The 23,703-nt window shown below is 71.4% G+C and carries 22 protein-coding genes and 1 pseudogene; 12 read left to right on the plus strand and 11 right to left on the minus strand.

Going from position 1 to position 23,703, the window contains the following annotated elements; all coding sequences use genetic code 11:
* Nucleotides 1–1,394 precede the first annotated feature (1,394 nt).
* The 4 genes from ACH4B3_RS30160 to ACH4B3_RS30175 all read left to right on the plus strand — a co-directional run bounded on the left by ACH4B3_RS30160 (nucleotide 1,395) and on the right by ACH4B3_RS30175 (nucleotide 4,145).
* A complete protein-coding gene (locus tag ACH4B3_RS30160) occupies nucleotides 1,395–2,288 on the plus strand; it encodes a methyltransferase domain-containing protein (protein WP_398468198.1) in 894 nt (297 codons plus the stop codon).
* A gap of 355 nt (nucleotides 2,289–2,643) precedes the next feature.
* Nucleotides 2,644–2,802, plus strand: coding sequence for a hypothetical protein (locus ACH4B3_RS30165; RefSeq protein ID WP_398468200.1), 159 nt, complete (start codon nucleotides 2,644–2,646; stop codon nucleotides 2,800–2,802).
* A 129-nt stretch (nucleotides 2,803–2,931) separates the two neighbouring features.
* The gene (locus tag ACH4B3_RS30170) at nucleotides 2,932–3,282 is read left to right on the plus strand and encodes a MazG-like family protein (RefSeq protein ID WP_398468202.1); all 351 of its coding nucleotides are present in this window, start codon (nucleotides 2,932–2,934) and stop codon (nucleotides 3,280–3,282) included.
* A gap of 329 nt (nucleotides 3,283–3,611) precedes the next feature.
* Nucleotides 3,612–4,145 (plus strand): 2'-5' RNA ligase family protein, encoded by a 534-nt coding sequence (locus ACH4B3_RS30175; protein WP_398468204.1) that lies wholly within the window; start codon nucleotides 3,612–3,614, stop codon nucleotides 4,143–4,145.
* A 224-nt stretch (nucleotides 4,146–4,369) separates the two neighbouring features.
* On the opposite strand, the pseudogene ACH4B3_RS30180 reads toward ACH4B3_RS30175, so the two are convergent.
* Nucleotides 4,370–4,520 (minus strand): annotated as a pseudogene (locus ACH4B3_RS30180) (ISNCY family transposase); the annotation flags it as partial.
* 22 nt (nucleotides 4,521–4,542) lie between these two features.
* Entirely contained in the window at nucleotides 4,543–7,320 is a 2,778-nt protein-coding gene (locus ACH4B3_RS30185; protein WP_398468206.1) for an ATP-binding protein, read from the minus strand.
* A 196-nt stretch (nucleotides 7,321–7,516) separates the two neighbouring features.
* Here ACH4B3_RS30185 and ACH4B3_RS30190 point away from each other — a divergent pair, with 196 nt between their 5' ends.
* A complete protein-coding gene (locus ACH4B3_RS30190) occupies nucleotides 7,517–8,557 on the plus strand; it encodes a hypothetical protein (protein WP_398468208.1) in 1,041 nt (346 codons plus the stop codon).
* A gap of 84 nt (nucleotides 8,558–8,641) precedes the next feature.
* On the opposite strand, the gene ACH4B3_RS30195 is transcribed toward ACH4B3_RS30190, so the two are convergent.
* From ACH4B3_RS30195 to ACH4B3_RS30215, 5 genes are all read right to left on the minus strand, one after another.
* Nucleotides 8,642–9,805 carry a putative T7SS-secreted protein gene (locus ACH4B3_RS30195; protein ID WP_398468210.1) on the minus strand — a complete coding sequence of 388 codons (1,164 nt, stop codon included), beginning with the start codon at nucleotides 9,803–9,805 and terminating at the stop codon, nucleotides 8,642–8,644.
* Nucleotides 9,806–9,814: 9 nt separating this feature from the next.
* Complete coding sequence (locus tag ACH4B3_RS30200; RefSeq protein WP_398468212.1) at nucleotides 9,815–10,552, minus strand: hypothetical protein; 738 nt, start codon at nucleotides 10,550–10,552, stop codon at nucleotides 9,815–9,817.
* Nucleotides 10,539–10,829 (minus strand): hypothetical protein, encoded by a 291-nt coding sequence (locus ACH4B3_RS30205; protein WP_398468214.1) that lies wholly within the window; start codon nucleotides 10,827–10,829, stop codon nucleotides 10,539–10,541. The genes ACH4B3_RS30200 and ACH4B3_RS30205 overlap by 14 nt, the downstream gene beginning before the upstream one ends.
* Nucleotides 10,830–10,918: 89 nt before the next feature.
* Entirely contained in the window at nucleotides 10,919–11,056 is a 138-nt protein-coding gene (locus ACH4B3_RS30210; RefSeq protein ID WP_398468215.1) for a hypothetical protein, read from the minus strand.
* 131 nt (nucleotides 11,057–11,187) lie between these two features.
* Nucleotides 11,188–11,577, minus strand: a complete 390-nt coding sequence (locus ACH4B3_RS30215) for a winged helix-turn-helix domain-containing protein (protein WP_398468217.1) — start codon at nucleotides 11,575–11,577, stop codon at nucleotides 11,188–11,190.
* Here ACH4B3_RS30215 and ACH4B3_RS30220 point away from each other — a divergent pair.
* On the plus strand, nucleotides 11,576–12,694 hold the full coding sequence (locus ACH4B3_RS30220) for an abortive infection protein (RefSeq protein ID WP_398468219.1): 1,119 nt from the start codon (nucleotides 11,576–11,578) through the stop codon (nucleotides 12,692–12,694). The two genes, ACH4B3_RS30215 and ACH4B3_RS30220, sit on opposite strands and share 2 nt — an antisense overlap.
* Before the next feature lie 610 nt (nucleotides 12,695–13,304).
* Here the strand turns inward: ACH4B3_RS30220 and ACH4B3_RS30225 are convergent.
* Nucleotides 13,305–16,742 (minus strand): phosphocholine-specific phospholipase C, encoded by a 3,438-nt coding sequence (locus ACH4B3_RS30225; protein ID WP_398468221.1) that lies wholly within the window; start codon nucleotides 16,740–16,742, stop codon nucleotides 13,305–13,307.
* Between the two features lie 252 nt (nucleotides 16,743–16,994).
* On the opposite strand from ACH4B3_RS30225, the gene ACH4B3_RS30230 reads away from it, so the two are divergent.
* Nucleotides 16,995–17,588 carry a GNAT family N-acetyltransferase gene (locus ACH4B3_RS30230; RefSeq protein WP_398468223.1) on the plus strand — a complete coding sequence of 198 codons (594 nt, stop codon included), beginning with the start codon at nucleotides 16,995–16,997 and terminating at the stop codon, nucleotides 17,586–17,588.
* Between the two features lie 174 nt (nucleotides 17,589–17,762).
* Here the strand turns inward: ACH4B3_RS30230 and ACH4B3_RS30235 are convergent, their stop codons facing one another.
* The 3 genes from ACH4B3_RS30235 to ACH4B3_RS30245 form a co-directional block, all read right to left on the minus strand.
* On the minus strand, nucleotides 17,763–18,185 hold the full coding sequence (locus ACH4B3_RS30235; RefSeq protein ID WP_398468225.1) for a hypothetical protein: 423 nt from the start codon (nucleotides 18,183–18,185) through the stop codon (nucleotides 17,763–17,765).
* A gap of 113 nt (nucleotides 18,186–18,298) precedes the next feature.
* Complete coding sequence (locus ACH4B3_RS30240; RefSeq protein ID WP_398468227.1) at nucleotides 18,299–18,424, minus strand: hypothetical protein; 126 nt, start codon at nucleotides 18,422–18,424, stop codon at nucleotides 18,299–18,301.
* Nucleotides 18,425–18,563: 139 nt separating this feature from the next.
* A complete protein-coding gene (locus tag ACH4B3_RS30245; protein WP_398468229.1) occupies nucleotides 18,564–19,529 on the minus strand; it encodes a helix-turn-helix transcriptional regulator in 966 nt (321 codons plus the stop codon).
* Between the two features lie 77 nt (nucleotides 19,530–19,606).
* Between ACH4B3_RS30245 and ACH4B3_RS30250 the strand changes: the two genes are divergently transcribed.
* The 5 genes from ACH4B3_RS30250 to ACH4B3_RS30270 all read left to right on the plus strand — a co-directional run bounded on the left by ACH4B3_RS30250 (nucleotide 19,607) and on the right by ACH4B3_RS30270 (nucleotide 23,366).
* The gene (locus ACH4B3_RS30250) at nucleotides 19,607–20,986 is read left to right on the plus strand and encodes an FAD-binding oxidoreductase (protein WP_398468231.1); all 1,380 of its coding nucleotides are present in this window, start codon (nucleotides 19,607–19,609) and stop codon (nucleotides 20,984–20,986) included.
* A gap of 66 nt (nucleotides 20,987–21,052) precedes the next feature.
* Nucleotides 21,053–21,433 carry a hypothetical protein gene (locus ACH4B3_RS30255; protein ID WP_398468233.1) on the plus strand — a complete coding sequence of 127 codons (381 nt, stop codon included), beginning with the start codon at nucleotides 21,053–21,055 and terminating at the stop codon, nucleotides 21,431–21,433.
* A 47-nt stretch (nucleotides 21,434–21,480) separates the two neighbouring features.
* Nucleotides 21,481–21,831: an antibiotic biosynthesis monooxygenase family protein gene (locus ACH4B3_RS30260; protein ID WP_398468235.1), complete on the plus strand. Its 351-nt coding sequence runs from the start codon at nucleotides 21,481–21,483 to the stop codon at nucleotides 21,829–21,831.
* Between the two features lie 108 nt (nucleotides 21,832–21,939).
* Entirely contained in the window at nucleotides 21,940–22,533 is a 594-nt protein-coding gene (locus ACH4B3_RS30265) for a TetR/AcrR family transcriptional regulator (protein ID WP_398468370.1), read from the plus strand.
* Nucleotides 22,530–23,366: an alpha/beta fold hydrolase gene (locus tag ACH4B3_RS30270; protein WP_398468237.1), complete on the plus strand. Its 837-nt coding sequence runs from the start codon at nucleotides 22,530–22,532 to the stop codon at nucleotides 23,364–23,366. Before ACH4B3_RS30265 ends, ACH4B3_RS30270 begins: the two co-directional genes overlap by 4 nt.
* Nucleotides 23,367–23,703: the final 337 nt, after the last annotated feature.

Genomic DNA, 23,703 nt, shown 5'->3' on the forward strand with positions numbered 1-23,703 from the left:
GCGGGAGTCGTTCTTCGGTCGGTCCCGCGGTGTGGTCACCACTTTTCCCGGAGCCGCTAACGCTCCGGAAACGACTCACTCACGCCCCGCGAACCAACCACGCGCGAGCGGGGGAGACCGAACCGCCGCCGGCCTGGAGCACCGCGGCTCTGGCGCCCGCACACGGCCACGAACAGTCTCATCCGGCCCCATGCCCGCCGCCAACCGGCAGCACCGTTCGCGCGTCGCCGCGCTGGAGCCGGCTTCCCACCGTCCGTGAGGCCGGCTGTCGCTGAACCTCGGATTCTGCTCGTGAGGGCTGATTGTCGCCGCTTGTCGAAGTCCCCGGCCGGGCATGGAAGGGGAGGCAGGTGGACTGATGCCGATGTATGCGGACATCGGGATGGCGCAGGCTCTGACCGCTCCCGCGTCGCCGACGGTGTGCCCGGCATCTCCGACGCGCCCTGGGTGCCGTGACGGTCCGGGCCGAATGCTGGGGGACTTTCCGTACACGGTCGTCGGTACCGCGACAGGGGGAGGGGGCCATGTGGTCGAAAGTGTCGAACGAGAACCTACCTGCGAACGAGCAGCCGCCCTTCTGGGGCGAGCTGATCTCCCGTGAGCTGGCACCGCTCACCATCAGCAGCGCGAACGCCGGGGGCTTCCCTGCGCGGGCCTCGGTGCTGGACCTCGGCCCGGTACGGGTGGCCGCGTTCAGCAGCCCGCCCGCACATCTGAGACGCACCTGGGCGGACATCCGGCGGGCCGACCCGGACACATACCAGCTGACCTTCGTCTCCGGCACACCACTGTGGATCAGTCAACGGCGCCAGGACTCCGGACTGGTGATAGGAGACATGGTGCGGCTCGCCGGGCTGTTCCTTGCCGCCAGCCGCCGCCAGCCGCCGCCTCCGGCACCTCCGTGGTGCCGGAGGCGGCGGTACGCGCGTCGTCCGGCTCGGTCCGGCGGCCGCCCTGTCTCTCCCTGGTTGTACCGCCGCTGGGCACCACCACCGGTCGTCCGGACGGGATGGCTCATGCCAGGCATCCGAGCGGGTACGGAAGATGCCCGGCCGGACAAGCCGCTCAGGGGCACCGGAAGGGTTGCCGGGCCACTGAATGCCGGACAGGCGGCCATCCACCACGCGGCGGGGCGAAGAGTGCGATTCCAGTCAGCGCAACGGATCGGTGCGGTGCTGATTTCAGCCATCCACCGCGTCTTCCCGGCAAGCGGCCGGAGGCGTGCCTAGGGTGAACCCCGGACACTGTGCGGCGCCGGGAGGGCTGTCATGGCTGGAGACGATCGTCAGTCGGGGGATGGGCAGGTCGGCGGACCGTACTCCAGCCCGGGCGACCCCGGCAATCCCATGCCCGAGCCCGACGACACCCCGGAAGAGGACTAGGGCACCCGCGCCATGGCGGTGACCGCGGAGAGCCTGCGTGAGCGCTGCGCACAGGAGATGGACCGGAACCCGCGCGGATTCGCCGGCTGCTCCTGGCTCCGCAAGGCCTTCCTCGAAGTGCCACGGGAGCACTTCGTGCCGGACAAGGTGTGGTGGCCGGCCCCCGGCGAGGACGGCCGCTACGCCCTGATCGACCGGGCGGTGAAGCCCTGGGCCTGGCTCAAGGCAACCTACCGACCCGGCGTCGCGCTCATCACGCAGATCGACGACGGCGCCGTGGCGACCACCGGCCCGGCGACCGGAGCGTTCACCTCCAGCATCTCCGCGCCCGGTGTCGTGATCGAACTCCTCCGGCACCTGGCTCCCGAGCCCGGCGAGACCATTCTCGAACTCGGGACCGGAACCGGCTACACCACCGCGCTCCTGGCCCACCGGACCGGAGCCGCCGGAGTGACCACGGTGGAGATCGATGCCGAGATCGCAGCCCGCGCCCGCAGCCGGCTGAAGTCTCTGGGCATGGACCCCCGCGTCATCACCGGCGATGGCGAGCAGGGGCAAGCCGACGGCGGCCCGTACGACCGCATAGTGAGCACCGCATCGGTCCGGCAGGTCCCCGCCGCATGGCTACGTCAGCTCAAGCGCGGCGGCGTGCTGGTGACGCCGCTGGACAGCCCTTTCGGTTGCGACTTGCTGGTGCGCCTCGTCAGTGACGGCCGCGGCCGCGCCGTCGGGGTCCCCGTCGCACAGGTCGAGTTCATGCGGGTGCGCAGCCAGCGCGAGCCTCGCCCCTACGAGGACCTGGGCTGGCCCGCACAACTGGCTCCCGCGCGATGGATGGATCTTCGGATCACAGCCGACGAGGCAGGCCAGCACATCACCGCTGTCACCGCCTCTGCCGACCGTTGACAGCCTGCTGCTCTTCGGTGAGCTGCCAGGTACTCGTCGAAATCACCAAGCCTCGTGGCGGGCCGGGCAAGGGGCGGCCGGGCCGGAAGCGGCCGGCTCCGGGGCTGGTGAACGGGCCGCGGTCCCCAACGGGATCCGGCCGCGGGGCGATGGCCGCCCGGCACGCCCGCAACGAGGCCGGTGGTGAAGGCGCACCGGTACCGGGCGGCTGCCAGGGCCCGGCGAAGCCCGGCCCGAGCAGGCCGCCGCCCGCGCGACCGAGGGGAACGGGCAGTGAGCAAACAGCAGATGGCTCTCGACGGCCCGGACGCCCCGCCACCTGTGCCCCGGACGCGGTGCGTGTCGGCTGCCACTGATGGACCGCTCCGACAGCACCCGTTGCCTGCTGCCCGGACGCTGGGCCCGCATCAACGCCCCCGACGCCTGGTGCGGAGGCGACCAGCTCGGCACCCGCCTGGCCACGGCCGAGGAGCAACTGCGGAACGCCGAGGTGCAGCGGTACGCCGACACCTGACGAGACCCCTGCGCGCCGCGGCGGACGCGCGCCCCGACCGCGACCAGTTCCTCGCCGCCGCACGCCAGAGGGCCGCCCGGCGAAAACCGTGCTGCCCTACATCGCCACCCAGCAGACCCAGGAGACCTGATGCCCGCCCGCGAACCCCTGACCCCGTCCCCTCTGTGGGCGGCTGCCCGCCGCTCGGCCGCCTGGCTCGACGAGGCGAACGGAAACAGCGACCACGAGACAGCGATGCGGCTCATGAAGCTGGCCGAGGAGGCAGGGGAGGTGATGCAGGCGTACATCGGCACCGTGGGCCAGAACCCCCGCAAGGGCGTCACTCACGGGCCCGAGGACGTGGCGGCCGAGCTGTGCGACGTGATCCTCACCGCCGCCGTGGCGCTGCATCGGTTCACCGACGACCCGGAACGGTTCCTGGCCCGGCACGCGTCCCGTGTCATGGGTCGGATCGACGCGCTGACCCAGGAGACCGGCTGATGCCCGTCCGTATCCGGCGTGCGCGCACCAGCGGGTCGCGCAAGCCACTCGACGCGCAGGGCCGAAGTCGCCCACACCTGAGAACCCTCGTCCGGGCCGGCGAGAGAGCCCGCCCGGACGGCCGGAGCCTCATGCCGCCTGCTGGCGACGCCGACGACGAGCGGTTCACCGGCCGGCCTCCGCCGTACCGCTGCGGCGGCTGCCGGGGGCTTCCAGCCGCCATGCGGCGCGACCGTCATCAGAGAGCGCCCGCAGGGCTCTTGCCGAGTATCCGGATTGCCGGCCCGGCCGGCGGCGAAGTCGCGGACGGTCGTCGGTACGCTGCGACGGTGCACACGGTCGAGCTCCTCTTGGACGAGGCGGCGGAAGTAGCGGTTCAGGAAGCCTGGCGGCGGCTGGCGGACGCGGGGTTGCCCAGCCAGGCGCGCCACCGCTCACCGACCAACAGCCCGCACCTCACGCTGGCCGCCTGCCCGGAGCTGACCGCCCCGATCCGCTGGGAGCTCGCCGAAGTGGCCGCCTCCCTGCCGCTGCCGGTGCGGTTCACCGGCGTGGTCCGCTTCGAGCGGCCCACCTCGGTGCTGGCCTGGGCGCTTGACCTCGACTTTGCGCTGGCCGGGTTGCACCGCCGGGTGTGGGAGGCGGTGGTCTCGGACAGCCCGCCCGAGACCCTCAGCCCCTTCCATGAACCCGGACGCTGGAGCCCGCACATCACCCTCGGCCGAACCCGGCGGGCCGGAGCCTTCGCCCACCGGCGCCTCCCCGAACTGCTGCCGGAGCCCCCGCTGTCGGCCCGGCTCACGACCCTGCGCAGCTACGACACCCAGACCGGCGCCCTGGAGGTGTGGAAGTCCCGCCCCTGACACGCGTTCCGACGCTGGAGCCGGCCGTGCCGTTTCATCGGTGTGAGCTCGTCACCCAGCCTCCCGAAGACCGCACGGTCCTCGTCCGACGCCACGATGCCACGATGCCACGATGCTCATGGTGGGGGTCTGGACGAAGCACCGGCTTACCGTGTTGACCCGGCTTCCCGTCGTCAGGAGCGCCGCAGCGCCGCAGCCGGCCGTGGAAAGTCGGTTGAGGCACAACGGTGGGCGGCGACGGAGCCGCCTTCCCTTTCAACCTTCAGAAGCGGTGTAGCCGAACTGGGTCGAGTGCTGGGGCCTGCCCTGGCGGTTCGGCCAGGTATCGGGGTCGCCCGGCGAAATCAGCTGGTCAGGCGCCGTTCGGTTGCCCGCCGGCCATGGCGGGTCTGTCGCGTTACACGTCCTGTCGTGCATCCAGCACCACCGAAAGCTCGCTGCGCGACGCCACGCCCAGCTTGGGATACGCCTTGTAGAGGTGGTAGGCCACCGTCCGGGGGCTCAGGAACAGCTTGGCGGCGATGGCCCGGTTCTGCAGGCCGTCCGCCGCCAGCCGTACGATCTGATTCTCCTGCGGGGTGAGCTGGGCCAGAGGCCCGGCGGGGCGAGCCCGTGGAGTCTCGATACCAGTGGCGCCCAGCTCGGTGCGGGCTCGGTGGGCCCACGGTTCAGCACCGAGGTCCTCGAAGATCCGCAGTGCGCCCCGCAACTGCGCGGTCGCCTCGGCCTTCCGGCGCTCCCGCCGCAGCCACTCGCCGTACAGTAGGCGCGTCCGGGCCTCCTCGTACGGGCGGGGCGCCAGCGCGTGCCGGCCCAAGGCCGTCCGGTAGTGCTTCTCGACTGACTCACCGGAGTCCAGCAGGGCCCGGCAGCGGCTGACCAGAGCGTCCACGCACGGTTGTCCGGCCCAACGGGCCCAGTGGTCGAGGCGGGCGAAGGCACGCTCCGCGCGGTCGGTCTCGCCCAGCCGCACCGCCGCCTCGACCAGGTCGGGGATGCTGCGGGTGGAGTGGGCCAGGTGCCGCTCCGGCCCCTCGGCCAGCGCCTCCAAGTGCCGCACCGCCTCCTCCGGGCGGCCCGCCCCCAGGGCGAGCAGACCCAGCGCCCAGCGCGCGCCGCCGATGTTGGGCGCCGGAGTGCCCTCGAGCGCCTCCGCGGCGAGGGCACGGCAGCGTTCATCGTCGCCCGCGGCGGCGGCCAGTGCGGCAAGGATGGCCTGCAACTGCCCCGTCCACTGCGGCTGATTGGTGTCCTGCGCGATATGCAGCGCCTCCGTGGCGGCAGCGACCGCGGCCCGCGGTCGCCCGAGAAAGAACTCCGCCGCGGTGAGATAGCTCAGCGCCGGCGGCAGCCAGGCGATCCTGCCCTGCTCCCGGCCTTGCGCCACCAGGTTGGATGCCAGTTCGTACAGCTCCGCGTCCTGCGCCCCGGCCAGCATCGCGGCGGCGACCAGCACTTGGCCGCGCGGGTCATCGCCCAACGCCCGGCACGCGGCCCGAACCAGCTCTGGGAACGGCTCGGCAGGCACGTGCCGGCCCTCCCAGATGCCCACCAGGGACCGCAGCAGCCCGGCCGCGGGCGCCGCCGTGGACCCGGCGGGCACCGCCAGCGCGGCTACCTGGCGGGCGGTACGCGGGCGCACTCCTCCGTCGTCGATGAACCAGGCGATGTGCACCGCGTCCAGCAGCAGCTTCAGCGCCTGGCCCGAGTCGTGCCCGGCAGCCGACTCGGCCCCCGCGAGGAGGTGGGCGTTGGCGTCGCGCAGGGCGCCCCGGCCGAAGTCGGCCGCGGCCCGCACCTGAAGCACCCGGGAGCGCAGGACCGGATCAGCAGCGTCCGGCAGAGCACGTTCGGCCAGATCACCGGCGTGCGCGAAGTCACCCGCCTCCGCAGCGTCGGCGGCCGCCATCACCAGGTGCTCGGTGCGCCAGGCGGGATCGGGGGCGAACCGGGCGGCGGCCTCGTGGGCTGCGGCCGCCGCGGCCGGACCACCACGGGCACGGGCCCGTGCCGCCGCGGCGGCCAGTTCGGCGGCCACCTCCTCGTCGGGGGCGCACGCGGCGGCGGCCGACTGCCAGGCGCGCCTGTCTGCCTGGTCCGGGCCGGACAGCGCTTCGGCCAGGGCCCGGTGGACGGCGATGCGGTCGCCGTGCGGCGCGCTTTGGAGGACGGCCGCCCGCACGAGCGGGTGCCGAAAGACAACGTTGCGGCCGTCGACCCGGATCAGCCCGGCCCGTTCGGCGGGTGCCAGGTCTGTGGGGCCCGCGCCCGAGGTCGCCACCGCCCGCAGCACCACGTCCAGCTCGCCACGGTGCTCGGCCGCGGCGGCCAGCAGGACCGTGCGGGTGGCCGCGGGCAGGCCGACCAACTGCCCGCCGAACACCACCCGCAACCGGTCCCCGAGTGGAACCTCGCTGCCAGGGACCGCGGGACCGGTGGTCGCGGCGCCGCCATCGACCGGTCCGGGGCCGGGACCGGTGATGCCGCCCCCCTCCCGGGTCAGTACGGCGGGAAGCTCGAGCAGCGCCAGCGGGTTGCCCCAGGCCGCGGACAAGACGCGATCACGCGCCGCGTTACTCAGGTCGGCGGCCTTGTGGTCCAGGAGCCGGGCCGCCGCCCCGTCGTCCAGCCCCGCCAGGGCCAGCTCGGGCAGCCCCGGAGCAGGGAGTGAGCCGGGGTCGTCGCGCTCGGCGAGGAGCAGTGCGATGCCCTCGGCGTGCAGCCGCCGCGCGGCGAACAGCAGCGCTTCCGCGGACCCGTGGTCCAGCCAGTGCGTGTCGTCCACCACGCACAGCAGGGGGCCCCGCTCGGCGAGTTCGGACAGCAGCGAGAGCACGGCCAGGCCCACCAGCAGCGGGTCCCCGGGGCGGTCGGAATCCGCCAGCCCGAAGGCGCTCAGCAGTGCGGACCGCTGCGGCCCGGGCAGCCGTTCGGCTTCACCCAGTGCCGGGTGGAGCAGTAGATGCAGGCCCGCGTACGGCAGTTCGCCCTCGGCCTCGATCCCTTGGCCTCGTAGCACTCGCATCCCCGTAGCGGCGGATATCGCGTACTCCAGCAAGGCTGTCTTGCCGATGCCAGGTGCACCTCGTACGACCAGTGCGCCACTCCTGCCGTCTCGGGCGGCGGCGAGCAAGTGGTCGATTCGTCTCTGTTCGTCGTCTCGCCCGTACAGCATGGGCCGCACACTACTGCAGCGGTCCGCGGTACCGGCGATTACCTAAGCCGGTACTGATTCCTCCGCGCACGGGCACGCATACCGTCCTGATCAGCAAGTTCGGGCGGATCCGCGCCGCCGGCGCCGGTCCGCCGGAGAGCGCCACGAGAAGGGAAGCACCATGATCGTGAATCGGCATGCGGGTGTGAGGCGAGCGGTGTACGGGCGGACAGTGCTGCTCGCGGTGGCCGTTGCCACCGGACTGTCGTGCACGGCGGTCGCCGCCGGACAGTCGGCCCCGGCGACTGCCGGCACGGCCGGCGGGGCGGATGCCTGCCCGGAGGTGCGGGAGAAGGTCGAGCGGCTCGAGGGCCGGATCACCCCGAACGTCTGCGCCTTCCTCACCCGGCAGATCGCCTTCGGCGAGACGCCCACCGGGACGCCCCCGCAGCCGGGCGAGACCGGGCACCCGAGAGTCCAGGCCTACCTGGACATCTTCGACCCGGAAGCGACGCTGTGGGAGGCCGGCGGTGGACCCCAACGCGGCCACACCACGATCGGGAACTCGATCGTCGGGTCGCTGCGGCTCGTCCCGGACCTTCGGTACCGGGGCACGGACGTAGTCGCCGACGGCGCGGTGATGATGTTCGGTCAGTGGAACGAGGTCACGATCAAGGGCCAGAAGGTGGCCTACCCCCAGATCGCCCGGAACCTCCTCTCCGACGACGGCAAGACGATCCAGGCACGGCGCTACTACGACCGCTACACCGTCTACCGCTCCGCCGCCCCGGAGCTGCGCAACCTCTTCGAGGGCATCGCCGACGCCGGCCCCGTCACCGAGTCCCGGCAGACCGCCGGCGCGCCGCCACGCTTCCGGGCGAGTGAGATCTCCTCCCGGCTGGCCGCGTGGAATTCCGGGGACGTCTCCGCGCTCACCGACCGGATGACGGGTGCGAGGTTGACCGCTCCGGGGCTCGCCCACTCGCTCGCCACTGCCGAAGGCAAGGGCGCCTACCTCACCCGACTTCTCGAACACGCCGACCTCGACCTGAAGGCCGGACAGGTGGCGTTCGGCCGGACCACCACCTACGTGGAATGGCACGGCACGGTCAGCAGCGACAAGGGGCGGAACATCCCCTTCGGCATCATCGAGCGGTTCGGCCCCGACGGTGAGTGGGAACTGTATTTCGACACTCTGCCGCTCATTGCCGACAAGGCCGAGATCGCGGCCCTGTTCCAGCGGCTGGCCACGAGCTGATTCGAGGCCCCCGCCGTGACGGCGGGGGCCTCGACTCGCGGGTGGAGCGGGTCGCCGCTCAGGGGCGGGGGCCCGGGAGCGGCGTCAGGGCGCGCGCACCTTGGCGCCGCCCGCCAAGCCGAAAAAGTCGAGGAACGAGTAGATGATGCCACCGATACTGAGGACGAGCCCCGACCCGCTGATCAAGGCCTCCAGCACATCCATGGCCGGCTTGGGGACATGCGTGATGGTCTGGATGACCTGCCCGATGCCGTTGAGGACGTCGAACTCGATCCCTGCCGCCCCCGGGCCCGGTGCCCACCAGATGAGGTTCTTGAACCACTGCCCCAGGGGAACCTTGCCCAGGGCGCCGAGGCCCTTTCCGGCCCACATGGCGAACCCGCCCAGGCCGAGGCCCACGATTCCCGTGACGATGCCATAGATATCCCATTCCTTGGTATCTATCCCCTTTGCGATCGAGAGGATGACCGAACCGGCTCCGAAGATGAGAGCGCCCGCGCCGAGCACGACACCGATGGGGCCCGTGAACACCATGGCCACCACGCCGAGAACGGCGCTGACGACGGAGAACACCAGGTTCAGCAGGTCCCCGATCTTCTCCCAGAAGTTCTTTCCCTTGACCGCCTCGCCACTGGCCTCGTCCAACTCCCGCTTGGCCAGCGCCGCGTCGGTGGTGCGGAGGTCGCGCGCGTCGAGTGCCAGGAGCCGGGCGGCCTCCAGGTCCGCCTCCGCCGACTCGACGGACCGCTGCGCCTCGGCCTTTGCCTGCTGAGCGTCGGCGAGGGCGCGCCGGGTGCTGCTGCGGGCCTCCTCGTCGTCGGGCGGCGGTGTCTCCGCCTTGTCGAGGCTGTCCAGGCGGGCGCTCGCCGTGGACGCCACCAGGATGGCCGCGTCCAGCGCCCGTTTCGCCTCGCGGCCCTGGTCGAGGGCCCGGTCCGCCTGTTGCTGTGTCTCCCGGAGGCTGTCGGCGTACCTGTCGATCGCCTGGGCGGCCACCTCGTAGGACGACTGCAGCTTGCCCACCTGCACGGGCAGGTCACCGAGCTTGGTCCACAGCTTCTCCATGGACTTGCCCTCGCCGAGTTCGCCCGCGTCGAGCCGGGAGACGACGGACTGGGCGGACAGGGCGTCTTCGGAGACGGAGCGGTACTGCGTGGCGAGGTGTTCGAGGGTCTCGGGGTTGCCTGGTGTCGGGTCCTCCGAGAAGCCGAACACCGACTCCCAGTCGGCCAGCGGTGGGCGTGCCATGTCCCGACCTCACTTCCCGCTCTCGGTGCCGACGGCTGCGGCGGCGTCTGTGTCCGCGTCCGCGGGGGTCTCGTCGTCGTGGAACCGGAAGGTCGTGGCGACCGCGTCGAACACCTCGAAGAACTTCTCCGCCAGGCTGATGTTCGGAGTCGTGCTGGCGAGCACCATCAGGTCCTGGCTCGACGGCACGGGGATCACGACCTGGTGCACGGCGGTGCGGACCGTGACCTGCCCGAAGTAGTCGAAGTCCTCCAGGGAGGTCATCCGTCCCACGCTGCCCACCTCGGGCAGCTCCATGATCTCCACCCGGTTCAGGCCCGAACCCCGGCCGACGGACTTCCGGTTGTTCTGTACGCCCGCGGCGAGCATGATCTCGGCGAGATCGGTCGGCTCACCCTCGGGAATCCGCGTCCGCAGCACCATGGCCGATGCGTTCAGCGTGCTTCCGTCCGGGAGGAACACGATCAGAGAGCCGACCTGCAAGGCGCCCTGGGCGTAGGCCTCGCGAGCGCTCTTGCGGGTCTGCCGGATCAGCCGGTCCACCTGCTCGGGCTCCGCGCTCGTCCCCTTCGCCTGCTCCTCGACACGGCGCCGGATCGCGGCGTCCCTGGTATGCGGGTCGAGGTCCAGGTGTGACCAGGTGGACGGGTATTTCAGCGTGTAGCGCGCCGGAGCGCCCGTCGGCCGCTGGTCGGAGGGCAGCAGCCGCGGCTGCCCGGCCCCCTCCTGTGTTTCATGCGGGTTCATTCAGCGCCTTCGCAGCTTCGTTGTCCGTGTTGGTGAAGTTGTCGACGATGCCCTTGACGGTCTCCTGGAACGTGTCCACGTTCTCCTTGACCCGTTCGTGGCCGGCCGACCAGGCGTCGTCGAAGCCGTGGACGGCCGAGATCAGACCGGAGTCGCCCACGTCCTCCTCCGAGCCGACGTTGCCCAACTTCGCGGTTTTCTGGATCCGTTCGCGGATGTCCTTCAGGGCGTCCACGGTGTCGGTGAGTTCGTCGATCGGGATGTGAATGCGCGGCATGAGGTCCCCTTCTCTCCTCGCGCTCTCTCCTCGCGGCGGCCGAATCCCATGGCACCGTGACGCCGCAGGTCCCGGCCGTCGCCGAGAGGTCAGCCGATGGCGCCGGAGGTCTGTATCTCGGTGTTCGCCTCGCGGAGGTTGTGCTGCCTGAGTTCCTTCCGGGTCTTCGGCCAGGTGGACGCCTCGCGCGTCTCGTCAGGGCTGATCTTGATGTTGCCGTCGGCCATGTCCGTCGTTCTCCTCGTTCGGTCCGGTTCCGGGGGCTGGGGGCGAACCCCAAAGGCACGCGCACACCCGCCACCGGGCACTACGGAACGTCCGGCGGCTCGGTTCACCGCTGTTGCGAAACGGTGACAAATCACGGCATCCGGGTACGGCCCGGCAGTACTCCGAGGTAGCTGCCGGGGCGGACGCCGGCGACGTTCCGCACCCGCTGGTCACGCTCGGGTCCGTGGCGCCGCAGCATCCGGGAGTTGCCCGACAACGTCACGCTCGTGTGGAACCGGCGGCCGATCAGTGCCTTGATCCTGGCCGGCGTCCACCGCGGATCAAGCCATCCGTGGGAAACCGGAAACCGGTCCGGCTCCTCTTCCAGCCAGTAGCAGTGGTTCGCCATTTCGCGTTGACGCCGGCAACGGGGCAATCCACTTCTCGCGCCGGAGGTCGAGTGCGGTGACGACTTTGGTCGCGGGGCGCGATCCCTTCGACCGACGCGCCGCCGACAGGGTTCCGTACAGGCTGGCCGCATGACACCAGCATCCGTCGCCCGCCGGACCCTGCTCGCGGGCGCCGCGGCCTTGTCCACCGCGAGCCTGGGCACCGCCTGCGCCGCCGGCAACCCGCATGCTCGTACGGCCTCCACCGACGCGGCGGCGCCACCGCGGACCGCCGCATCGCTCACCTGCAAAGGCGTCAACTTCGACACCGACCGGGAGATCTGGCGGACGGAGTTCGTCCGCCGGGAGATCGCCGCCATCAGGGAGCAGCTGCACTGCAACGCGATCCTGCTACTCGGCCACGACTTGGACCGGATGACCGAAGCCGCGTCGATTGCGGCCGCGCACGGCCTGTTCGTCTGGTTCGAGCCGCGGCAGTTCGACAAGGACGCGGATCTGACCCTCTCCTTCCTCGGCTCGGTGGCGCGCGCCGCCGAGCGGCTGCGCACCCGACACCCCGGCGTGGGCATCGCGGTCGGCACCGAGCTGACCATCTTCATGTCCGGATTGGTGCCGGGCAAGGACTACACCGAACGTGGCCAGGCGCTTCGACGCCCCGACTCGGCCGGCTACCAGGAGCGGCTCAACGCCTTCCTGGCCCGGGCATTGAAGACCGTGCGGCCGCTGTTCGAAGGCCAGGTGACGTACAGCTCGGGGGAGTGGGAGGAGGTCGACTGGCGTGGCTTCGACGTCGCAGGGGTCAATCTGTACCGGAGCGCGGACAACAAGGCCACGTACACCCAGAAGCTGCGGGCCCTGCACCGGCACGGCAAGCCCCTCCTCATCACCGAGTTCGGCTGCTGCACCTTTACGGGGGCCGAGGAGCACGGTGGGACCGGCTTCCAGGTGGTGGACTGGGAGCGGGAGCCTCCGGTGGTGAAGGACGGCTATGTGCGCGACGAGCGGGAGCAGGCCGCCGAGATCGGCGAGCTGCTGGACCTCTACGCAGCCGAGCGGGTGCACGGCGCGTTCGTCTACAACTTCATCGCCCCGGACTCGCCCTATTCCCCGCAGCGCCGCCACGACCTGGACATCGCCAGCTTCGCGCTGGCCAGGACCTTCCCCACCGGGACGCGGCGCGGTTACGCGGAGACCGGGCAATGGGAGCCCAAGCAGTCCTTCCACACCGTGGCCGGCCGGTTCCGGTGACACGGGCCGCTGCCGGTGACACCGGAGCCACCGAACCCGCGGAGCCGGGCCCAGCACGTGCCCGCAGCTTCCGACGGCATTGACGGCGCCGAGGACCCGCTGCATCCTCGCACGCGCCAGCCGGAAAGTGCCTGCGAGCGCCACCGGGCGTAGTCGGCCACTCGAATGTCGGCAAGACCCGGCGAGCATCGGCCCGCGCACGGGCAGGTTCCTGAGGCATGACTTCGGGTCTGCGCCGGGGGCACCCCGGGGCGGTTCAGCCGAGGGCCGCGGACAGTGCCTCGCCGGGGGAGCAGCCCGAAGCCGCGCCGGTACGCGGTCCGACAGGTGTCCTGGTCCGGGCGCTCTCGTACCGCCTTCGTGGCCCGCTCGACATCGCCCCGTTCGGCGAGGGGAAGTGGCGTGCCGACGGAGTCCCGGGCCGCGTGCGTGCGCGGCGCCGAGCAGTACGGCGGCATGGGGGTCGACGGGTGTCGCGTCGGCAGTGGGTCTGCCGGTTGGGCGATCCACCGCGTCGAGGTGACTCGCCCACCGGCTTCATCCCGGCCGACTGCCGGGCGGCCCGCCCCTGGAGGTCCCGAGGGTGCGGGCCGGCCGGCCTCGGTGGTGGTCAGGCGTCGGCGATCGGTGCGGTGCCCAGGCGGATGTTGTCGATCGCCCAGTACCAGTTGTTGCCCGCGTTGAAGAGCCGGAAGGACACCTTCGCCGTCCCGGCCCCGGCCGGGACGGGACAGGAGAGCCGGACCAGGCGGTTCTCCTGGTCCCGGCCCTGGTTGGTGTTGCCGGATCCGGCGCTGCTGTAGTGGAGCAGGCGTACCTTGTCGCCGGAGTCGAACTCGACGGTGACCTCGGCCTCCTGGGGACTCTCCTGCCGGTAGTGGGAGTCGAAGCCCAGGTGGAGGGTGGAGGTACCGGACGGGATGTTCACCGCCGGGCTGGTCAGGGTCGAGTCGAATCGGCCCCGGCCCGACGGGCCGACGGTGTCGTCCCAGTCGTCGGGGTCGGCGACGGCGATGACGCCGAGGGCCCGGGTGAAGGAGGGGCGGTTTTGTCCGGCGGGGAACCAGAACTGCTTGGACATGAGTGTCCATCCCTGCAGTTCCCTCGTGCCCTGCGGCATGCCGGGCGCGTTGGTGACCGTCCAGCCCTCGGGGACGGTCCGGGTCCAGCCGAGCAGGCCGGGGCGGCTGAGATCGGCGGCCGGGCCGAGTGCGGGGGCGGCGGTCTCGAAGTCCTCCGCGAGGAGGTGGCCGGTCATGACGGGGCCGGTCCTGACCGGCAGCGACGCGGACACCTCCGGGCCGCTGCCGGCCGGCTTCGCCGTGGCGGTCGCCCGGAGGGTGGCGAGGGTGCGCGCAGCCGTGACGGGCGCCACGACGTCCCAAGCCAGGGTCGTGTCCGAGCGCGCGGGAACCGACGTCGGCGGGGTGCCCCGGACGGTGGCCTTCCAGCCGTCCGGAAGGGCCGGCGTGACGGTCAGGCCGGTGAGCGGCGTACTGCCGGCATTGGTGACGGTGGCTTCGACGGTGGCCGGCCGACCCGGCGACAGTACGGTGCCGTCGGTGCCGGGCGAGCTCGCCGGGCCGGTGAGCGTGACGGACATGACGGGGGCCACGTCGGTGTGCATGCGCACGTCGGCGAACCTGAGCAGTCCGTCGCCGCGGGCGTGCGCGGCGACGGCCAGCCGGCCCTTGGTGGCATTGCGGGAGGGGGTGACCGTGAAGTGCACCTCGGCCGTGGCCCCTGCCGCCAGCGCCTTGGGGTGCGTTCCGGTCGGTTCCACCGACCAGCCGGAGGGGGCGGTCAGGGCGGTGCAGAGGCCCTCGAGCCGGCCGCGGCTCCGGTTGTGCAGGGTGACGACGACATCGGCCGGGTCGCCCTGGGTGAACGGTGTGTCCAGGGAGGGCAAGGGCTCGGGCAGGCCGATGGTCGCGGCCAGCGCGGGGGGTGTGCCGGTCGCCGGGTCGGTGACGCCGGGTCGGTCGTGCGCCAGGCGGCCGGTCATGCGGCGCAGGAAGACCGGGTCGTCCCGGTCGAGGACCACGATGTCGTACCAGCCGTGGTCCGCCGGGCGCAGCCGCACCGTGTGCGAGGCACCGGGCCTGAGGGTGACGGTGTGCACGCGGTCGCCGTGCCCGCGGGAGTGGACCGACTCACCGACGAGGAGCCTGCGGGTGGTGGCGGACGGGTTGGAGCACACGATCCGCACACCGCCGGCGGCCGGCTGCTCGGCGAGGTGCGCCTCGGCGCCCACTCCGGCACCGCGAAGCTCCCACACGGACCAGCCGGGGCCGTGTACCTGCAGGTCGTAACCGTCGTCACCGTACTCGACCGTGTGGTCGGCACTGTTGCGCGCCGGGACGGTCCAGGTGTGCGGGTTGCTGCCGTCGCCGGGGTAGGCGGTGAACCAGGCACCGGTGGATCCGTCGTTGCCGAGCCGGAGGCGGACGCTGGTGCGGGTGACGCCGGAGCGCAGGGACAGCCGGTACGGCGAGGGGCGGGTCCGGCGGGTGCCGGTTTCCTGCTCGGGGAGCGACTGGTTCTTCGGCGGTTCGGGCTTCCAGCGGCCCACTGGCGCCGGTACCGGACCGGGCTGCTCGACCTCGGGCCGGCGGTAGCCGCGGTGGAAGTCGAAGGCGGAGGTCAGGTCGCCGAACACCCCGCGGCGCCAAGCGCTGATGTTGGGTTCCCGGACGCCGGTCCACCTCTCCAGGAACCGGATGACCGAGGTGTGGTCGAACGCCTGGGAGCTGACGAAGCCGCCCACCGTCCAGGGGGACACGATCGTCATCGGCACGCGCGGGCCGGGGCCGATGGGGCTGCCGTCGTACCAGTCGTCGCCGTTGCCGGAGGCCGGCCGTGGCGCCACCGGGGCGGGTACGTGGTCGAAGTAGCCGTCGTTCTCGTCGAAGTTGATGAACAGTGCCGTCTTGGACCAGGTCCTCGGGTCGCTCGCGATGGCGTCGAGGAGGTCGTAGACCAGGTTGGCGCTGCCGACCGGGGTGGAGGTGCTGGGGTGCTCGGAGAGCGCTGCCGTCGGGACGACCCAGCTGACCCGCGGCAGGGTGCCCTTGTCGATGTCGGACCGGATCCGCTGTACGAGGGTGTCCGGCTCGGAGCGGTGGGCGCCCCGCAGGAACAGCCGGCGCTCGGCCTCGGTCAGCGCGTCGACGCCCTCCTGGAACTCGGCCAGCTCGGCCTTGCGCTGTTCCGCGTCCTTGCGCAGCAGGCTGTCGTAGAACTGTTCGGTGGTGGAGTAGCGGCCGCTGACCTTGGAAAGGATCTTCCGGCCGATCTCCTTCCAGGGCCGGAAGTACTCCACCGCGTTGTCGGTGAAGTTGTCCCACTCCTGGTAGATCTGCCATGAGACACCGGCCGCCTCCAGGCGCTCGGGGTACGTCGTCCACGTGTAGCCGGCGTGGTCGTGGTCGTACGCGGCGTTGGTGACGGCTCGCTTGACGCCGTCCGGCTCGTAGCCGGTGGTGCCGGTCCACAGGTAGTTGCGGTTGGGGTTCGTCGAGCCGTAGACCGAGCAGAAATAGGAGTCGCACAGGGTGAACCGGTCCGCCAGTTCGTACTGGAGCGGAATGTCACGCCGGTCGTAGTAGGCCATGGTGCTCTGGGTCTTGGCCGCGACCCAGTCGTTCCACCAACCGTTCGCCCTGGCCTGGTTGGCGTCACGGAAGCCGTGTGCGAGTGCCCCCAGGTACTGGATGTCGCTCTCCGGGCGGCCGGCGTCGACCGCCGCCCGGCGGGCCGAGAACGGCAGGACCGCGCCGCCTGCGGACCGCGGCTGCTCGAAGACGGCGGCCCCCGAGGGCAGACGCAGCGGCGTACGGTCACCGAAGCCGCGTACACCCCTCAGGGTTCCGTAGTAGTGGTCGAAGGAGCGGTTCTCCTGCATCAGGACGATCACATGCTCGATGGCGCGCAGGCCGCCACGCGGCATCGGCGCGGCCATCGCCTCGTGCAACGACGGGGGAAGGAAGGAGAACGCGGCCCCACCTGCGAGAGTACCGAGAACCTTACGGCGGGAAACGTTGGACATGGCGGGGACGCTAAGGTGTGTCAACCGCACAACAAAACCCCGTACAGCGGGATTTCGCCGACCGTTCACCGGGTGACATCGACTGTTCCGCTGTCCGTGGGCTCGGCCGGTAGCGGCCGGCGACGGCCACTGACGCCCCGAGCCCCAGGCCCTGCGGTCGGTTCTCGTCGATCGCAGGCATACCCCCGAGTCCCTCCCGGGGCCCGGCATAACCGATCGACATTCCGATCGGGTCCGGGTTGGCTGGGATGCATGCCACAGCTGCGAACCGAGCGTCTTGTCCTCCGCCGGTGGAGGGAATCCGATCTCGAACCGTGGGCCGCCATGAACGCCGATCCCGAAGTCCGGGAACACCTGGGTGAACTGCTGACCCGGGAGGAGAGTGATGCCGCCGTGGCGCTCATGCAGGCTGGGTTCGACCAGCGTGGATACGGGTGGTGGGCGCTGGAGACACGGGAGACCGGCGAGTTCATCGGCCGGGCCGGCCTGGACGAGGTGGGCGGTGACATGCCGTTCACGGGGGTGGACGTCGGCTGGCGCCTGGCACGTTCGGCGTGGGGTCGTGGTTACGCCACCGAAGCCGCACTGGCGTGCCTGGCTTTCGGCTTCGAGGCCCTCGGGCTGCCGGAAGTGGTGGCGTCGACGACCGTCGACAACCTCCGGTCCCAGGCAGTGATGCGCCGGATCGGCATGACCCGCGATCCGGCCGACGACTTCGAGGACCCGAGCGTGCCGGAAGGGCCGCTTCGCCCGTGCGTGCTGTACCGGATCCCCCGTCCAGGTCCGCACGGGGAAACCAGCCGGCCGAACAGGGCACTCGGCACGGCCCGCGCACGTCACGAGTGAGTGCCCCGGACACCTCGTTGATCGCGCCCGGGTGCGGGGGACGGCCGTCTTCCGGCGGGCCGACGGAGTTCGCCGAGCCCTGGGCTCCTGTCCGGGCGGGGCGCTGTCCAGGGGCCGAGGGCGGCGGCCACGGTCAGGCTGCGGCGCCGCATGCACAGCGCCTGCTCAGATCGTTCACGGCATGCCCTTGCTGCCGGCGCGGCGTCGGCCGGCGGTCAGGCGCACGGTGTAGGTCAAGCAGAGCAACGCCAGGACGGGGAGGATGACCAGGGCCGGGTTCACCCATGCCGGGACCAGGTCGTATCCCGCGTGACACCTGTTGTGCAGCGGGAACCACCGCGTGTACTCCTCGAAGTTCGCCCTGCGGTACGCCGTGTCGTAGCTCTGGCCCGCTCTGTGGCATGCCTCCGCCGGGTCCAGCGACGCCCCGGCGAGGGAGCCGATGAGGTAGGTGACACCGGCTCCCAGCAGGAGGAGCACCGCGCTCCAGGTGAACCAGGCAGGACTGCGCCGCCACGTGCCCGAGAGCAGCGGACGGCTCCAGAACCACAGTGCAGCCAGGAGAGGCAGGAGGATGGGGATGAGAACGGCGGCCATGGGTCAACCTTCCCGGTTCTGCCTCTGAACCGCACGGGGCGCAGCATACTCGGCCGCGTGCCACGGCGCTCCAGGGGCCGTGCCGGCGCACGAGCCCTGGGCCCGTCACCTGCTCAGCCGTGCGGCTCCTCCCGTGTCGCTGCGGCTTCGGCCTCGACCTCGACCTCGAAGTACGCCATATCCCGCTTGTACCGGCTGGTGTACCGGGCCTGTTGGAGCCGGCCGGGCACACTGAGCACGAGGTCGGCCGTCGCCCGCCGGTCACTCCGGGTCGGGCTGGTAGCCGACTCGGCATCGTGCGCGCCCTTGTTGTCACGACGGTCGCCGAAGGAGCACGCGCGCCGTGGCGGTTTGTGGGGCAACCCCCGAGGTCGTGGTTCAGGCAGTGTCGTAGAGTCCGGCCAGTTCGGCGATGGCGCGGGTCATCTCTTCGCACGCCTGCGGAGGGCCGGCGACCTCGACGTCGGTGCCGAACTGCAGCAGGTGGCGGACCGCCTCCACGACGGGGTAGACGACCTCCACCCGCAGCCACTCGTCGGTGCCGGCCTCGGGGACAGGTGGCCCGGTGAAGTAGTCGCCGGCGATGCGGGTCACCATGTCCAGCCGCGCCCGGCGCAGCCGGACGGTGACCGTGACACCGCCGCTGCGGTCCTCCACTTGGCGGCGCAGGTCGTGCCAGACCTGGGTCAGCTCCACACCGGGCCGGCGACGCGCTGCGGCCTCGGCGACGCTGACCTGCGACAGGCGGTCGGTGCGGAAGAGCCGCGGCTTGCCCTTGTGGTCAGCGACCAGATACCAGGTGCCGGCCTTGGCCACCAGCCCGTACGGGTCGACGGTATAGGTGCGCAGCGCGGTCTGGCCGCTGTGGCGGTAGCGGATGCGCAGCCGTCGGTCGCTGAGGACCGCGGCGTACAGGGTCTCCAGGTCGGTCTCGGGGCGGGGTGCGGCATGCCAGCGGTCGGGTTCGACGAGAATGCGGCGGCTGGTCAGCTCGGCCGCCGGGCGGTGCGGGGCGGGCAGCGCGGCCATCACCTTGCGCAGCGCGGTGTCGAGCGCGTGGTCGAGGCCGAGTGCCGAGTGGGCGCTCTGTGACGCCAGCACGAACAGCGCACGTGCTTCGTCGGTGGTCAGGCCCGTGACATCGGTGCGGAAGCCGGCCAGGAGCCCGATGCCGCCGTCCTTGCCGCGCTCGGCGTAGACCGGGACGCCGGCCGCCGACAGCGCTTCGACGTCGCGGTAGATGGTGCGCTGTGACACCTCCAGGCGCTCGGCGAGTTCCTTGGCCGGAACCAGGTCACGATGCTGGAGCAGCAGCACGATCGAGAGCAGACGGTCGAATTTCACCCGCGCAGAATATGACGGCAGGTGTCATATAAGCCCATCAAGATCGCTCCCGTTGGCACCGACGAAGGAGCAGGACCGTGGAGCGTCACGACATCAATGCCCTGGCCGCGCGTATCGAGGGGCCCGTGCTGTTGCCTGGCCAGGAGGGCTACGACGAGGAGCGGACGGGCTTCAACCTGGCCGTGCGGCACCGTCCGGAGGTGATCGTCGGCGCCGCGCGGGCCGAGGACGTGGCGGCTGCCGTCGCCTTCGCCGCGGCACACGACCTGCCGGTGGCCGTACAGAACACCGGGCACGGCTTCTCGGTGGCCGCGGAGGGCGGATTGCTGGTCACCACTGGGCGTATGGCCGCGGTCCGCGTCGACCCGGAGGCCCGCACCGCGTACGTCGCAGCCGGGGCCCGCTTCGAGCAGGTGATCCCCGAGGCGGCGCGGCACGGCTTGGCGCCCTTGAACGGCTCCGCCCCGCACGTGGGCGTCGTCTCCTACACCCTGGGCGGAGGGCTCGCGCTGCTCGGGCGCAGTCACGGCTGGGCGGCCGACCGGGTACGGGCCATGGACGTGGTGACCGCCGACGGACGGCTGCGCCACGTCACCCCGGACGCCGAGCCGGAGCTGTACTGGGCGCTGCTGGGCGGCCGGGACAACTTCGGCATCGTCACCGGCATGGAGTTCGGACTGGTACCGGTGGCCCGGCTGTACGGCGGCGGCCTCTTCTTCGACGCCGGACGGACTCCCGGGCTCCTGGAGGCGTACGGGCGGTGGACCGCCACGGTGCCCGATGAGATGAACTCGTCCGTGGCGCTGATTCCCTTCCCGGAGGACCCGCAGGTGCCCGAGCCGATGCGCGGACGCCACGTCTGGCACGTGCGGATCGCCTTCACCGGCTCCCCCGAGGACGGCGAGCGGCTGGTCGGACCACTCCGCCAGGTGGGCCCCCGGCTGCTGGAGAACCTGCGCGACATGCCCTATGAGCAGAGCGCCGCCATCCACGACGACCCCCCGGTCCCGATGCCGTGGGCCGCCGACGCAGCCTTTCTGGCAGACCCGGACGGCGACACGGTCCGGACGATCCTCGAGCATGCCGGCCCCGGCGCGGCACTGCCGGCCATCGTGGAACTGCGCCACCTGGGCGGCGCGCTGGCCCGCCGGCCCGCGCACCCGAACGCCGTCGGCCATCGCGACGCGCGCTTCATGCTGGCGGTCCTCACCCCTCTGACGGGCATCTCCACCGCCGATGCTCACGCATTCCTGGGGCGTATGTTCAAGGACCTGGAACCCTGGACCAGTGGCCGGTTCCTCAACTTCATGGGCCACGGCGACACCGCCGATCAGGAACGGACCCGCACCGCCTACACCGCGGACGACCACCAGCGGCTGACCGCGCTGAAGGCCCGATACGACCCCCGGAACGTCTTCCGCCTCAACTACAACATCCCGCCGCAGACCGCCCGATGACACCGTCTGCTGGGAGTGACCTCGATGACACCGTCATCCGCGGACGTCGCCCCGACGGATCGTGCCATGCCGGCGCATGCTCCGCTGCGCCGGATCCTCGCCATGGACGCGGCCGGAATGATCCTCTTCGGGTCGGTCTACCTCTTCGCCTCCGGCTCCCTCGCCCGGCTGCTCGGGGTCGGCGGCAAGCTGGTGCTCACCGCCGGCGGGCTGATGCTGACGATCGGTGTGGGTGTCGCGCTGCTGGCCGGCCGAGCTCGTCCGACCGCCACATCGGTGCGGCTTGTGGTCGCGATCGGGGTCGCGTGGGTGGCGACGAGCGTCGCCTCCCTCGTCCTCGACTGGTGGGACCCCAACACCGCCGGCACGGCGTGGACGGTCCTGCAGGCCATCCCCGTCTCGGTGTTCGCCACCCTGCAGCTCGCCGCACTGCGCGGCAGAACCTGACCCGCCGGCTCCCCGGCGCGCGCCGTCACCTCTTCTTGGAGTTCCTCATGACCACAGACAGCCGGCCGGTGAACGCGCCGGGCTCATCCGTCACGTTCATCAACATCTTCGAAGTAGCCGCCGAACACCTCGACGCGTTCGTCGCCCAGTGGGAGCAACGCGCCGCACTCATGAGCACCAAGTCCGGATTTCTCGACACTCGGCTGCACCGGGCCCGTTCGTCGGAGAGCCGGTTCCAGCTCGTCAACGTATCCCACTGGGAGAGCCAGGAGGCGTGGGAGGCCGCCACTGCCGACACCGAGTTTCGGGAGCGCACCCGAGCCGTGCGCGAGGACCCGCAGACGCCGATCACGTCGAGTCCGGGTCTGTACGACGTCGCCGTCGAGTTCTCCGCGTAGCAGCGGAGCCGAGGTAGTCGCCGACCGCCCGCTGTGTCGGCCCGCCCCCGATTGCTTTCCTAGGGTTCCTAGGTTAAAACTAGAGCCTCAAGGATCTTGGGAGGGTGCATGGTGCGGGCCGGGCTGACAGTGGAGCGGGTGACGATCGCGGGCGCGGAGCTGGCGGATGACGTGGGGCTCGACCAGGTGACCATGTCGCAGGTGGCGCGGCGGCTGGGCGTGAAGGACGCGAGCCTTTACACGCACGTCCGCGGCCTGGAGGATCTGCGCGGCCGGATCGCCCTGCTGGCGGCGGACGAGAAGACCATCCGCATCGCGGAGGCGACCGCCGGGCGAGCAGGCAAGGACGCGCTCGTCGCCTTCGCGAATGCCTGGCGGGACTACGCCCACACGCATCCGGGCCGCTACATGGCAACGCAGACCCCGATCCGGATCGACCCCGCGCTGGCCGCGGAAGCACCGGGACCTCGGCGCGCGGTCGAGCTGACCTACGGCATGCTGCGCGGCTACGAACTGGCCGAGCCGGACCTGACCGACGCGGTCCGGTTGCTGCGCAGCACGTTCCACGGGTTCGTCGCCCTGGAAGCGGCGGGCGGTCTCGCGCACGAGCGTTCGCCGCAGCGGTCCTGGACCCGCGCGCTCGACGCCCTGCACACCCTCCTGGAGCACTGGCCCCCGTCCCGGAAAGGGGACTCTTCATGACCGACCCGACCATAGGCAGCCTGCGTGTGAACGGCGCGACCCTGCACTACGAAGTGCGCGGCCAGGGCCCGCTCCTGCTGCTGATCTCCGGAGGGACGGGCGGCGCGGCATCCTTCGACGGCATCGCCGAGGGCCTGGCCGCCGAATACACGGTCGCCACCTACGACCCACGCGGCATGTCCCGCAGCACGCTGGACGACCCAGACGCGGAACAGCACGTGGCCGAGCACGCCGATGACGCGTTCCGGATGCTGGAACTGCTGTCGCCGGGCGAGGCTGCACGGGTGTTCGGCGCCAGTTCGGGCGGGATCGCCGCCCTGCACCTCCTCACCGCCCACCCCGAACGCATCGCACGTATTGCGGTGCACGAACCGCCGGTGGTGGAGGTCCTGCCGGACGCGGCTGAACACCGCGCACTCATCGCACACGTGCGGGACACGTTCCGCACCCAAGGGCTGATGCCGGCGATGGCCGTGTTCGCTGCGGGCCTGAAGAAGGACGGCGACACCACCGAGCCGAAGGCCGAACTCAAGCTTCCGCCCCAAGCGGCGGCGCGGGCCGAGCAGACGATGGCCAACCTGCCGTACTTCGTCGGGCGGATCGTGCCCGGCTTCATGTCCTACGCGCCGGACATCCGTCGGCTGGAGGGGGTGTCGGACCGGCTCGTGATCGCCGGTGGCCAGGACTCACGCGGTGAGCTGCCCTACCGCTCGGCAGCTTTCCTGGCCGAGCGTCTCGGCACCGAGCTCCGGCACTTCCCCGGCGGGCACATCGGCCCGACCACGCACCCCGCGGAGTTCGGCGAGTTCCTGCGGAAGGCCCTCCTGGCCTGAGAAGTCACCTCAATTGGTCGACTCGGCGTTCCGTGGGTCATGGCGGGGACGACCGAGCGGTTGGTGCCGGACGAGTCGTGGGAGTTGTTCCAGCGGGTGGTACCGGAGGCGCCGTCGCGACCTCAGGGGGTGGCCGGCGTCGGGACGCTGACCGGGAGGTGCCGACCACGATCGTGTTCGTAGCCACGTCGGGTGGTACCGGGCAGCAGGTGCCGGCGGCGTCGTTCGGGCCGCCTGGGGCGACGGCACACCGCCGTTTCAGGTGGAGCGCACCATGGCCTGCCTCGCCGGCTGCCGCCGCCTCCACCGACGCTGCGAAGGCGAAGCCGGCCACTTC

It is taken from the genome of Streptomyces sp. NPDC018031, from assembly GCF_044327625.1.
In the GTDB taxonomy this organism is placed as follows: Bacteria; Actinomycetota; Actinomycetes; order Streptomycetales; family Streptomycetaceae; genus Streptomyces.